The following is an 11,949-nucleotide window of genomic DNA, read 5'->3' as shown; positions in this document are numbered from 1 at the left end:
GTCCTGTCCCCCGTCAGAGGGACGTCGCGGTCGTGCTTCCGTCCGGACGGCCCGGTCGAGGCTCACCCGCGATCGAGGAGGGCCCGCCGGAGCCGCGCGGGATCGACCCGCCAGAAGGTGTGCACGCGCCCGTCGATCAGCACCACCGGGATCTCCTCGACGAAGCGCTCGTGCAGCTCGGGATCGTCGAGGATCGACACCTCCGAGACGGCGACCGACGCCTCGGCGCCCAGGTCGGCGACCACCTGCTCGACCACGGTCCGCGCGTCGTCGCAGAGATGACAGCCCGGCTTGCCCACGAGCGTCAGCTCCACGTCCACCATGCGGTCAGTGTACGGCGGCCCCGGCGACGGGCGCCGAGACGGCGAGCGCCGCCGGGATCATCCGTGAACGCAGACGAGCGCCCGACCCCGGAAGGGCGGACGCTCGAGTGGGAAGAGGCGCGAGCCTACTTCTTGTTGCGACGCTGGTGGCGAGTCTTGCGAAGCAGCTTGCGGTGCTTCTTCTTCGCCATACGCTTGCGACGCTTCTTGATGACAGAACCCACGAAGACCTCACAACGTTCAGGGGGTCGACCGCCCGACGGGCGGCCGCTTACGAAAAACTGGCTCCCGCGAGCTTACACGACCCGGGGCTCCACCGGTTCCGGCTCCTCGGCGCCCCTCACTTGCGGATGCGCAGCGCCTCCGCCACCTTCGTCGCTCCTTCGCTGACGCCCCGCTGGATGTCCTGCACCACGGTGCTCACCTGGTGGGTGCGCTCGGCGAGCGCCCGGCCCAGCGACTCCGCCCGGGCCGCGGTCGGAGCGTCGAGCAGGGCGCCGGCGGCCTCGTCCTCGGCGAGGAAGGGCAGCAGCCAGTCCTCGACCTCCGCCAGCGGCGCGTACTCGAGCGCGTAGAAGCGGTGCTGTCCGCTCTCGCGCACCGTGACGAGGCCGGTCTCGCGCAGCACCTTGAGGTGCTTGGAGACGGTCGGCTGGCTCAGCTCGAGGCGCGCCACGATCCGCGACACGCTCATGCCCTCGGCCGAGCCGTCCCGCCGCTGCTCGAGCAGCAGGGCGAGGATGTCCCGGCGGGTCCCGTCCGCGATCACCCCGAAGATGTCAGCCATGCGCCCAGGCTAGTCAGCGCCCCGGGGGCCCGGCACCGAGCGGGTAGCATGGCCGCGATCGAGTGGAGGATCCGCCGTGGTGGTTCGGCAGCAGTTCCGCAGCCCCGTGGGCGTCTCGCCCGTCTCCCCCTGGTCGGGGTTCGAGCGGGCCCGCGACCTCATCGACGACTTCGCCGGACGCTCGCCGTCCCGCTTCGCGATCCTCATCTTCTCGGCGCTCGTGCTCGTCTTCACCCTGCTGTTCTCGCTGCCGGTGTCGAGCACCACGGGCACCGTCACTCCGCTGCACGACGCCTTCTTCACCGCGATGTCGGTGATCTGCGTGACCGGCCTCGCGACGGTCGACATGGCGACGCACTGGTCGGCGTTCGGCCACTCGATCATCTTCGTCGGCGTGAACATCGGCGCTCTGGGAGTGCTGACGCTCGCCTCGATCATGGGCCTGGCGATCTCGCGCCGCCTCGGCCTCCGGGCGAAGCTCATGGTCGCCAGCGACTCGAATCCGCTGCGGATCCACTCCGGCCCCGTCGCCGAGGGCCAGGCCGTGCGCCTGGGCGAGATCGGCGGACTGCTCGCCACCGTCGCGATCAGCGCCGCCGCGATCGAGATCATCGTCGCGCTGCTGCTGTTCCCGCGGATGCTGATCGACGGGATCCCGATCGGCGAGGCCGTCTGGCACTCCTTCTACTACTCCGCGATGGCGTTCACGAACACCGGCTTCGCCCCGAACGCCGCGGGACTCACCCCGTTCGAGGACGACTACTGGTTCCTCGGCATCCTGATGCTCGGCGTCTTCCTCGGCTCGATCGGCTTCCCCGTCATCTACGCCTTCTCCCGCGGCTGGCGGCGCCCGCGCAAGTGGTCGGTGCACGTGAAGCTGACGCTGGTCACCTCCGTGATCCTGCTCGTCGCCGGGGCCGTCCTCTACATCGTGCTCGAGTTCGACAATCCGAGGACCTTCGGCAGCCTCGATGCGGGAGACACCGTCTTCCAGTCCTTCTTCCTCTCGACGATGACGCGGTCGGGCGGCTTCTCGACGATCTCGGTCCCCGACCTCAACGGCTCGAGCCTGCTCGTGACGGACATGCTGATGTTCATCGGCGGAGGATCGGCCTCCACGGCCGGCGGGATCAAGGTCACGACCCTCGCGATCCTGTTCCTGGCCGCCTTCGCCGAGGCCCGAGGCAACAACGACATGGAGGCGTTCGGCCGCCGGATCCCGAACGACGTCCTGCGCCTGGCCGTCTCGGTCGTGCTGTGGGGCGCGACGACGGTCGCCGTGTCGAGCGTCCTGATCCTGCACATCACCAAGGCCTCGCTCGACCACGTGCTCTTCGACGTGATCTCGGCCTTCGCGACCTCCGGGCTCTCGACGGGGCTCACCGCGGAGCTGCCGCCGTCCGGGGTCTACATCCTGGCGCTGACGATGTTCATGGGCCGCGTTGGTACCGTGACTCTCGCCGCCGCGCTCGCCGCGAGCCAGCGGAGGCAGTTGTTCAGACGACCGGAAGAGAGGCCCATCGTTGGTTGACCGCATCAGGTACGACGCCCCGGTGCTGGTGATCGGCCTCGGGCGCTTCGGAGCCGCCACGGCCGGCCAGCTCGACCGCCTCGACCGCGAGGTCCTCGCCATCGACGCCGACGCCGGTCTCGTGCAGAAGTGGTCGGAGCGGGTCACCCACGCGGTGCAGGCCGACGCCCGCTCGCTCGACGCCCTCGCGCAGATCGGCGCGCAGGACTTCCAGGTCGCCGTCGTCGCGGTCGGCTCCTCCATCGAGGCGTCCGTGCTGATCACCGCGAACCTCGTCGACCTCAAGATCCCGCAGATCTGGGCGAAGGCGATCTCGCGCTCGCACGGCAAGATCCTCGAGCGGATCGGCGCGAACCACGTGATCTACCCCGAGGCGGAGGCGGGCGAGCGCGTCGCGCACCTGGTCTCGGGCCGCATGCTCGACTTCATCGAGTTCGACGACGACTTCGTGCTCGCGAAGATGTACCCGCCCAAGCCGATCCGGGGGCTGACGCTCACGGAGTCGGGCGTGCGCCGCAAGCACCGCGTGACCGTCGTCGGCGTCAAGAGCCCGGGCAAGCCCTTCACCTACGCGACCGAGCAGACCGTCGTCTCGAACCACGACCTCATCGTGGTCAGCGGCACCCCCAGCGACATCGAGCGCTTCGCGGCCCTCGGCTCCTGACCCGCGCCCCCTCCCTCCTCCTCCTCTGCGGGATGCCGCTCCGGTACGCCCGCTCCGGCGTGTCGCGTACCCGAGCGGCGTCTCGCGGAGAGGAGGGCGGAGTCAGGAGGCGGCGAGCTCGCGGGCGCGGGCCAGCGCGGCGTCGGTCGCCCGCGTGAAGAGGGCGGCGAGGTCGGCCTCCTGCAGGACCGCGACGGCCCGCTCGGTGGTGCCCTTCGGGCTCGTGACCCGCCGGCGCAGCTCCGCGGGCTCCTCGCCGGAGTCCGCGAGCAGCTCGGCCGCGCCGCGGAACGTGCCGACCACCATCGTCGACGCCTGCTCCGGAGTGAAGCCCTTCGCGACAGCGGCCGCGATGAGCTCCTCGATCAGCAGGAACACGTAGGCGGGCCCCGAGCCGGAGATCGTCGAGAGCGCGTCGAGCTGCGACTCCGGCACCTCGACCACCTCGCCGACCGTCTCGAACAGGCGGCGCACGAGCGCCAGGTCCTCGTCGCCGGACCGCGTGCCCGCGCTGAGGCCGGTGACGGCGCGGCCCACGACCGCGGGAGTGTTCGGCATCGAGCGGAGCACGGCGACGGACGCGGGCAGGTGCCGCTCGAACGTGGCCGCGGTCACGCCGGCGGCGACGGAGACGACGACCGCGCCCGGGGCGAGCGCGTCGGCGATCTCGTCGAGCAGGTCCGGCACCATGTGCGGCTTGACGGCCACGAGCACGATCGCCGCGCCCTCGACCGCGCGCCGGTTGCCCTCCGGGTCGTCCGCGGTGGCGAAGGCGGTGACCACCGGGTGGCCGTCCCACGCGGCGGCCTTCGCGGAGTCGCGGTTGGTCACCCGCACGCCCCCCTCGACGCGCACGCCGGGAGCCAGCAGGCCCTGGAGGATCGCACCCCCCATCGAGCCGAGGCCGAGGACGGCGATGGACGGGAGCAGGACGGGCGCATCGGTCACGCCGCTCATCCTACGAAGAGCCCGCGGCAAGGGGGTCCGGGTGCGGTCCGGCGCCTCGTAGGATGGCCCGACCATCCAGCGGCGAGCCCGAGGAGACCACGTGAGCGCATCCGGAGGCGGCACCGCGATCATCGCGGCGCTCGCGGCCAACCTCGGCATCGCCCTGACGAAGTTCGTCGCCTGGTTCTTCTCCGGATCCGCCTCCATGCTCGCCGAGGGCGTGCACTCGCTCGCCGACTCCGGCAATCAGCTGCTCCTGCTGCTCGGCGGCCGCAAGTCGCGGAAGGCCGCCGACGAGGAGCACCCGTTCGGCTACGGGCGAGAGCGTTACGTCTACGCCTTCGTGGTGTCGATCATCCTGTTCTCCGTCGGCGGCGTCTTCTCGCTCTACGAGGGCATCGAGAAGATCGCCGAGCCGCACGAGCTCGAGAACGCCTGGCTGCCGATCCTGGTCCTCGTGATCTCGATCTGCCTCGAGGGCTACTCGCTGCGCACCGGAGTGAAGGAGTCGAACCGGGTCCGCGGCTCGCAGTCCTGGTTGCAGTTCATCCGCCGGGCGAAGGCGCCGGAGCTGCCGGTCGTGCTCCTCGAGGACGTCGCCGCGCTCACCGGTCTGACGTTCGCGCTGCTCGGAGTCGGGCTGACCGTGATCACCGGCGACTCGGTCTACGACGCGATCGGAACGATCATGATCGGCACCCTGCTGATCGTGGTGGCGATCGTGCTGGGCGTCGAGACGAAGAGCCTGCTGGTCGGCGAGGGGGCGACCCCCGCCGACGCCGCCTCGATCCGCGCCGCGCTCGAGGCCGGGCGCGACGTCGAGCGCGTCATCCACATGCGCACCCTCTACCTCGGGCCGGACGAGATCCTCGTGGCCGCGAAGCTCGCCTTCCCGGCCGCCGAGACCCTCGAGCACGTGGCCGCCGGGATCGACGCCGCGGAGAAGCGGATCCGCGAGGCCGTCCCGGCCGCCACCACGATCTACCTCGAGCCCGACGTCGACCGCGGACGCGCGGGATCGGCGGCGGCCCGTCCGGCCGTGACGGAGGCGGAAGGGACGGCCGCTGCGGTCGCTCCGGCCGCCTCCGCTCCGCCCGCCGCCTCCCCGCCGGCCGCGCCGCACGGGAGCGCCTGAGATGCGCCGGGCCCTGGCGATCGTCAACGAGCGCGGTGCCGGGCTCGGCGCGCTCGAGCCGATGCTGACCGAGCGGGGGTTCGCCGTCGACGCCGTCGCAGGGACGGACCTCGACGCGATCGACATCCTCGCCCCCGACCTCGTCGTCACGCTCGGCTCCAGCGCCGGCGTCTACGAGACCTCGCGGCACCCCTTCATCAGCCCCGAGATCGCGCTCCTGCAGGACCGGATGCACCACCGCCGTCCCACGCTCGGCGTCTGCTTCGGAGCGCAGCTGATCGCGACCGCCCTGGGCGAGTCCGTCCATCCCGGATCGGCCCGCGAGGTCGGCTTCCGCCCGGTCGTGCTCACGGAGGAGGGCGCCGGCTCCCCGCTCCGGCACCTCGCCGGCGTCGACGTGATGCAGTGGCACGGCGACACCTTCGCGCTGCCGAGCGGAGCGGCGCTGCTGGCGTCGTCGCCGGCGGGCGAGGTGCAGGCGTTCGCCGTGGAGGACTGGCTCCTCGGCGTGCAGTTCCACCCCGAGCTGACCGGCACGATGGCCGCGCAGTGGCTCGAGGGCGACGGGGAGTGGGCAGGAGCGGCGGGCTACGACGCCGCCGTGCTCGCCGACGACGTCGCGGCGGAGCGCTTCGAGCGGATGCACGCGGCGACGCGGCTCGCGCTGACGGAGTGGCTGGGCGCTCCGAGCTGAGGGGTTCGGCGGCGCTCGGCGTCAGCGGCGGTCGGCGTCAGCGGCGGTCGGCGAAGAAGTCGAGCAGGAGCCGCGAGCACTCCGCGGCGCGGACCCCGGGGTACACCTCGACCACGTGGTTGTGCCGGCGGTCGCGGAGGAGGTCGTGCACGGATCCGGAGGCGCCCGCCTTCTCGTCCCACGCGCCGAAGACGACGCGGTCGATCCGCGCCGCCAGGATCGCTCCGGCGCAGAGCACGCACGGCTCGAGCGTGACCACCAGCGTGCAGCCCTCGAGATGCCAGTCGCCGCGGGCCTCGGCCGCCGCGCGGATCGCGACCACCTCGGCGTGCGCCGTCGGATCCCGCCGCAGCTCGCGCTCGTTGCGCCCGAGCCCGAGCACGACCCCCTCCGAGTCGAGGACCACCGCGCCCACGGGGACGTCGCCCCAGCCCGCGGCCCGCCGCGCCTCGTCGAGCGCCAGGCCCATCCACTCCTCGGAGCGGCGGGGGACGCGGAGATCGCTGTCGCGCATCGCTCCCCCTCCTGCGGTGACCCGCTGCGGCCGGTGGGGCGCCGCTCCGGCCAGTAGATTGAGCTTATGCGCGTCCACGTAGCCGACCACCCGCTGATCACCCACAAGCTCACCGTGCTGCGTGACAAGCGCACCCCCTCCCCCACCTTCCGGCAGCTCGCCGAGGAGCTGATGACGCTCCTCGCCTACGAGGCCACCCGCGGCGTCCGCACCCGCACCGTCACCATCGAGACCCCCGTGACGCAGACCACCGGCCTCGCGCTCAGCGACCCGCAGCCGCTGGTCGTCCCGATCCTCCGGGCCGGCCTCGGGATGCTCGAGGGCATGGTCAAGCTCATCCCGACCGCCGAGGTCGGCTTCCTGGGCATGGCACGCAACGAGGAGACGCTCGAGCCGACCACGTACGCGGAGCGCCTGCCCGACGACCTGTCGAACCGCCAGTGCTTCGTCCTCGACCCGATGCTCGCGACCGGCGGCTCGCTCGTCGCGGCCATCCAGTTCCTCTTCGACCGGGGAGCGGTCGACGTCACCGCCGTCTGCCTGCTCGCCGCCCCCGAGGGCCTGGCCGCCGTCGAGAAGGCCTTCGGCGACCGCGACGTGACCATCGTCCTCGGCTCCCTCGACGAGAAGCTCAACGAGCTCGGCTACATCGTCCCCGGCCTCGGCGACGCGGGCGACCGCCTCTACGGCCTCGCGGGCTGAGCCCGCCGGCCCCCGGACGAGCGGGCCTCGCGTCGCACCCCGGAACAGGGAGCCCCGCTGAGCCGTGCCGGTCGGCCGGCGCAGCGAGGGTCTCGACAGCCCCCACCGCGACCGTCCGGCAAAGCCCGTCCTGCGGATCGAGCAGCCCGCGCAGCGGGCGCATCGAGGTCCCCAATCACGGCGCGCGCCTCCTCCCGAGCACCGGAACCACCCCCGACGCGCCGTCCATCCCCACGGAAGTGTTGACGCCGTGCACCGGCCTCCGCTTTACTGACGGACATGAGTGACACCCTGCACGCCCCGACCTCCCCCGAGGCCATCGGGAATGCCGGCATGATGATGGCCGGTGGCCCCGTCATGTGCTGTCGAATGTGTGCATGAGGAACTGACCTCGCCGGATCCCCGCACCGCCTCCGCCCGCTGATCGTCACGATCGGCTGAGCGTCCGAGGCGCGGACGATCCCCTGGATGCCCCGCATCCGTCTCTGCCGCCACCGTGCACCGCGGGCCGGCTCGATCGCGCACACCCGGATCCGCTCCCTCGGACACTCGTCCCGGATCCGACCAGCCAAGGACTCGTCATGACCCTCCTCCACACCCGCACCGTCACCGCCGCCACCTCCACCGAGGCGCCCCGCCTCCAGCCGGTCGCCGACGCCGCGCCCGCAGCACCCCGCCTCCGCGCCGTCCCCCAGGGCACCGAGGCCCGCGGCTTCGCCCTCTACGTCGGCATCGACGAGGCCAAGGCCCGCGCCGCCGGAGTCGACCTCGGCCGCCTGGTCGAGGAGCTCAAGCGCGTCACGGCGCAGCTCGCCCCCGACGCCGAGACCTACGCCTCCGTCGCCCTCGCCCCGCAGGGCGCCGGCGGCCGCGACGTGGACGTGGTGCGCCTCGCGCTGCAGGACCCGGCCGCCGTCGCCAAGCGCCGCTCCGACGCCGAGCCCGACCCCGACCGTGCACCCGGCGGCGTCGTCATCGACATCTCCCGCAAGCGCGTCATCCTCGACGAGGAGACCACCCCCCTCACCTACAAGGAGTTCGAGCTCCTCCAGTACCTCGTGCTCCGCGAGGGCCGCACCATCGAGCGCGCCGAGCTCATCGCCTCGCTCTGGGGCGCCGCGGACGACGACGCGCCGAACGAGCGCACCATCGACGTCCACGTCCGCCGCCTCCGCGCCAAGCTCGGCCGCTACGAGGAGATCGTGCGCACCGTCCGCGGAGTCGGCTACCGCTTCGACCGCCACGCCGACGTCGCCATCCGCTACGCGTCGACGCCGTCGCCGGATCTGTTCTGAATTGCGAGGAGAACGCTTGCGTTCTCCTCGCCGCGGTCGGCTTCACCCGTTGTCTCGATTCGGAGAGCGGGTCGCGACCGGCTAGCGGGAAGCGCTGACACGCGTTTCCCGCGTTCGCCTCGAGGGCGGGACGTCCTCTCGGCCTCGACGGATGTGCGCGACCGCTCCTCACAGGTGGAGGGCTGCTCGACGGCCCGCTGCGTGGTCGAAGCCGTGGCGGGGCGGGGCGCGCCTCGCGGGGCAGGACGACGGGGCCGGGCCGCGTCGGCGGGGGACGAGGGCAGGGGGTGCTCGTCGTGTCCGTCAGCGGTCAGGGATGGGCTGCGGTTCGGTGCGGACGTCGGAGGCAGCAGACGGGGCGTCCTGGGTCAGGAGAGAGTCGTGCAGAGCGCGGGCGGGCGCGGCGACGGGCGGGGCGGGGCGGCTCAGGGAGGATTCAGGAAAGAGAGGGTTGCGTCGTTACCGGGTCGTTATATAGTTCAAGTGCGTCGACCGTTTGCTGTGGCGGGAAGCGCGAGAAGTGATTGCAGGACACTCTTGGTGCAAGGGAATGAAGGCCGGCCGCTCGCCTCAGCGGCCGGCCTTCTGTCGTTCCCCCGGCCCCCCTCCTCCGACTCCCCTCCTCCCAGCACCCCGGCGTAGGCTGTACGGCGTCTGGATGTCAGGGAACCGCTTCCTGAGTGCCGTGAAGGAGGACCAGTGGGGTCGAGAGAGGCCGTCGCCGCCTGGGAGTCGCTCTTCCGCGCCCAGGTCCAGGTGATGCGCACCCTGAGCACCGAGTTCCCCTCGCGGGAGATCTCGATGAACGAGTACGACGTGCTCTTCAACCTCACCCGGCAGCCCGGTCGGCGCGCGCGGCTGCGCGACCTCAACCGGCACGTCCTCCTGACGCAGCCCAGCGTCAGCAGGCTGATCGACCGGCTCGCCGCCCGCGGCTGCGTCGAGAAGAGTGAGGATCCGGCGGACGCCCGCGGCACGATCATCGCGATCACCGACGAGGGCTACGCGCTCTTCCGCCGCGTCGCGCTCACCCACATGAGGACCATCTCGGAGCAGGTCGGCGGCGTCCTCGACGAGGACGAGCTGAAGCAGCTGACCGCGCTCTGCGACAAGCTCCGCGACGGCATCGCCTCCGCCTGATCCGTCCCCGCTAGCACGGGCCGCAGCGACCGGCCAGGTCTTCGCCGCGGCGCGGGACTCGCGGATCATGGGGGTCACCATGAGTGACACCTCCCCCACCCTCGTCTGGCTCCGCGACGACCTGCGCCTGGCCGACAACCCCGCTCTGCGCGCCGCGATCGACCGTGGCGGCCCCGTCGCAGTCTGCTACGTGCTCGACGAGGAGTCGGCGGGCATCCGTCCGCTCGGGGGCGCCTCCCGCTGGTGGCTGCACGGCAGCCTCGCAGCCCTCGCCGCCGACCTGCGCGAGCACGGCGCCCCGCTGATCCTGCGCCGCGGGCCGGCCGAGGCCGTCGTCCTCCAGCTCGCCGAGGAGATCGGCGCCGGAGCCGTGCACTGGAACCGCCGCTACGGGAGGGCCGAGCGCACCGTCGACGCGGCGGTGAAGGAATCGCTCCGCAACGGCGGCCTCGAGGCCGAGAGCCACCAGGGCTCGCTGATGTTCGAGCCGTGGACCGTGCAGACCGGCGCCGGCGGCCCCTACTCCGTCTACACGCCCTTCGCCCGCGCCTGCCGCGCCAAGCCGACGCCGCGCACGCCGCTCCCCCGCCCCCGCTCGCTCGACGGCGTCACGGGAGAGATCGCCTCCGACTCCCTCGACGACTGGGAGCTGCTGCCCACGCGTCCCGACTGGGCGGGAGGGCTGCGCGAGCGCTGGGTCCCCGGCGAGAAGGCGGCGGCCGACCGGCTGCGCGCGTTCCTCGCGGAGCAGCTCGACGACTACGCCGACGGTCGCGACCGGCCGGCGGAGGACGCCACCTCGAACCTCTCCCCGCACCTGAGGTGGGGCGAGATCAGCCCCTTCCAGGTGTGGCACGCCCTGGAGGAGGCGCACGCGAAGGGCCTGCACCGCGGCGACGGCAGCGACCGGTTCCTCTCCGAGGTGCTCTGGCGCGAGTTCTGCTACCACCTGCTGTTCCACTGGCCGGATCTGGCGACCGCGAACTTCGACACCCGGTTCGACTCCTTCCCGTGGGGACGCCCCGGCCAGGAGGCGATCGACGCCTGGCACCAGGGGCGCACCGGCTACCCCCTGGTGGACGCAGGCATGCGCGAGCTCTGGAGCACCGGCTACATGCACAACCGGGTCCGGATGGTGACCGCGTCGTTCCTGATCAAGAACCTGCTGGTCGACTGGCGGGTGGGCGAGGAGTGGTTCTGGGACACCCTGGTCGACGCGGACCCGGCGAGCAACGCCGCGAACTGGCAGTGGGTCGCGGGCTCGGGAGCCGATGCGTCGCCGTTCTTCCGGGTCTTCAACCCGGTCACGCAGTCGAGGAAGTTCGACCCGGCCGGCGAGTACATCCGCCACAACGTGCCGGAGCTCGGCGGAGTCGAGGGCGCCGCCGTGCACGAGCCGTGGACGCTCGGGGACACGCTGACCGGAGGCGCGGACGGCTACCCGGCGCCCCTCGTCGACCTCAAGGAGACGCGGGCGCACGCACTGGACGCCTTCGCGCAGATCAAGAGCGCCCCGCGCGACATCTCGCCACGGGGCGACGACTGAGCGTCGCCGGCTAGACGCGTCCCGCCGGTCCGGTGGAGCGGCCGGACCCGGCGAGCGGGTACTCCTCCCCGCCCTGATCGCGCAGATCGCGGGCCGGGATGCCGACGAGCACCGCTCCGTCGGGCGCGTCCTTCACCACGACGGCGTTCGCGCCCACGCTGACGTCGGATCCGAGCACGAGCGGGCCCAGGACGACCGCGCCGGCGCCGACGACCACCCGGTCGCCGAGCGTGGGGTGCCGACGCTCGCGCCTGGCCGACCTCCCGCCCAGCGTGACGGAGTGGTAGAGCATGCAGTCGTCGCCGATCTTCGCGGTCTCGCCGATGACGACGCCCATGCCGTGGTCGATGAACAGGCGCCGGCCGATGGTCGCACCGGGGTGGATCTCCACTCCGGTCGCCGCGCGCGCCGCCTGGCTGAGCAGCCGGGCGGGCAGGCGGAGGCCGCGCCGCCACCAGGCGTGCGCGACGCGGTGCACCCAGACCGCGTGCACTCCCGGGTAGGAGAGGACGACCTCCACCACGCTCCGGGCGGCGGGGTCGCGCTCCCGGGCGGTGCGGACGTCCTCGCGGAGCAGGGCGAGGAGCCCGGGACGCTCCGGTCCGGACGGGACGCGGCGCTCCGGCCGACCGTCGCGTCCGGAGCGGGGCGTCCCGCCTCGTCTCGAGGG

14 protein-coding genes are annotated in these 11,949 nt (G+C 72.4%); 8 read left to right on the top strand and 6 right to left on the bottom strand.

What is annotated here, in order from left to right; genetic code table 11:
• Positions 1-62 precede the first annotated feature (62 nt).
• The 3 genes from C5C95_RS01225 to C5C95_RS01215 all read right to left on the bottom strand — a co-directional run bounded on the left by C5C95_RS01225 (position 63) and on the right by C5C95_RS01215 (position 1,110).
• Complete coding sequence (locus C5C95_RS01225; protein WP_104282435.1) at positions 63-323, bottom strand: glutaredoxin family protein; 261 nt, start codon at positions 321-323, stop codon at positions 63-65.
• 125 nt (positions 324-448) lie between these two features.
• On the bottom strand, positions 449-547 hold the full coding sequence (locus C5C95_RS01220; RefSeq protein WP_003792170.1) for a 30S ribosomal protein bS22: 99 nt from the start codon (positions 545-547) through the stop codon (positions 449-451).
• A 116-nt stretch (positions 548-663) separates the two neighbouring features.
• Complete coding sequence (locus C5C95_RS01215) at positions 664-1,110, bottom strand: helix-turn-helix transcriptional regulator (protein WP_104224854.1); 447 nt, start codon at positions 1,108-1,110, stop codon at positions 664-666.
• A 160-nt stretch (positions 1,111-1,270) separates the two neighbouring features.
• On the opposite strand from C5C95_RS01215, the gene C5C95_RS01210 reads away from it, so the two are divergent.
• Together C5C95_RS01210 and C5C95_RS01205 are read left to right on the top strand one after the other, a co-directional pair.
• A complete protein-coding gene (locus tag C5C95_RS01210) occupies positions 1,271-2,641 on the top strand; it encodes a TrkH family potassium uptake protein (protein ID WP_244229642.1) in 1,371 nt (456 codons plus the stop codon).
• Positions 2,634-3,305, top strand: coding sequence for a TrkA family potassium uptake protein (locus C5C95_RS01205; RefSeq protein WP_068255410.1), 672 nt, complete (start codon positions 2,634-2,636; stop codon positions 3,303-3,305). Before C5C95_RS01210 ends, C5C95_RS01205 begins: the two co-directional genes overlap by 8 nt.
• A 102-nt stretch (positions 3,306-3,407) precedes the next feature.
• Here C5C95_RS01205 and proC read toward each other — a convergent pair whose 3' ends face one another.
• Entirely contained in the window at positions 3,408-4,262 is an 855-nt protein-coding gene (gene proC / locus C5C95_RS01200) for a pyrroline-5-carboxylate reductase (protein ID WP_104225922.1), read from the bottom strand.
• A gap of 91 nt (positions 4,263-4,353) precedes the next feature.
• On the opposite strand from proC, the gene C5C95_RS01195 reads away from it, so the two are divergent.
• Positions 4,354-5,388 carry a cation diffusion facilitator family transporter gene (locus C5C95_RS01195; RefSeq protein WP_104249769.1) on the top strand — a complete coding sequence of 345 codons (1,035 nt, stop codon included), beginning with the start codon at positions 4,354-4,356 and terminating at the stop codon, positions 5,386-5,388.
• A gap of 1 nt (position 5,389) precedes the next feature.
• On the top strand, positions 5,390-6,082 hold the full coding sequence (locus C5C95_RS01190; RefSeq protein WP_104261460.1) for a gamma-glutamyl-gamma-aminobutyrate hydrolase family protein: 693 nt from the start codon (positions 5,390-5,392) through the stop codon (positions 6,080-6,082).
• Positions 6,083-6,119: 37 nt separating this feature from the next.
• Here C5C95_RS01190 and C5C95_RS01185 read toward each other — a convergent pair whose 3' ends face one another.
• Positions 6,120-6,596: a nucleoside deaminase gene (locus C5C95_RS01185; RefSeq protein ID WP_258068435.1), complete on the bottom strand. Its 477-nt coding sequence runs from the start codon at positions 6,594-6,596 to the stop codon at positions 6,120-6,122.
• A gap of 66 nt (positions 6,597-6,662) precedes the next feature.
• On the opposite strand from C5C95_RS01185, the gene upp reads away from it, so the two are divergent.
• From upp to C5C95_RS01165, 4 genes are all read left to right on the top strand, one after another.
• Positions 6,663-7,298 carry a uracil phosphoribosyltransferase gene (gene upp / locus C5C95_RS01180; protein WP_104224850.1) on the top strand — a complete coding sequence of 212 codons (636 nt, stop codon included), beginning with the start codon at positions 6,663-6,665 and terminating at the stop codon, positions 7,296-7,298.
• A 581-nt stretch (positions 7,299-7,879) separates the two neighbouring features.
• Positions 7,880-8,593: a winged helix-turn-helix domain-containing protein gene (locus C5C95_RS01175; RefSeq protein WP_104224849.1), complete on the top strand. Its 714-nt coding sequence runs from the start codon at positions 7,880-7,882 to the stop codon at positions 8,591-8,593.
• Positions 8,594-9,352: 759 nt separating this feature from the next.
• Positions 9,353-9,733 carry a MarR family winged helix-turn-helix transcriptional regulator gene (locus C5C95_RS01170; protein ID WP_104226067.1) on the top strand — a complete coding sequence of 127 codons (381 nt, stop codon included), beginning with the start codon at positions 9,353-9,355 and terminating at the stop codon, positions 9,731-9,733.
• Positions 9,734-9,812: 79 nt separating this feature from the next.
• Entirely contained in the window at positions 9,813-11,279 is a 1,467-nt protein-coding gene (locus C5C95_RS01165) for a deoxyribodipyrimidine photo-lyase (protein WP_104323640.1), read from the top strand.
• 10 nt (positions 11,280-11,289) lie between these two features.
• Here the strand turns inward: C5C95_RS01165 and epsC are convergent, their stop codons facing one another.
• Positions 11,290-11,856, bottom strand: coding sequence for a serine O-acetyltransferase EpsC (gene epsC, locus C5C95_RS01160; RefSeq protein ID WP_104323639.1), 567 nt, complete (start codon positions 11,854-11,856; stop codon positions 11,290-11,292).
• Between the last annotated feature and the right edge of the window lie 93 nt (positions 11,857-11,949).

This window comes from Rathayibacter sp. AY1B7, assembly GCF_002932735.1.
In the GTDB taxonomy this organism is placed as follows: Bacteria; Actinomycetota; Actinomycetes; order Actinomycetales; family Microbacteriaceae; genus Rathayibacter.
Note: the sequence above shows the minus strand (reverse complement) of the source record. Positions and strands in the feature narration are given on the sequence as shown.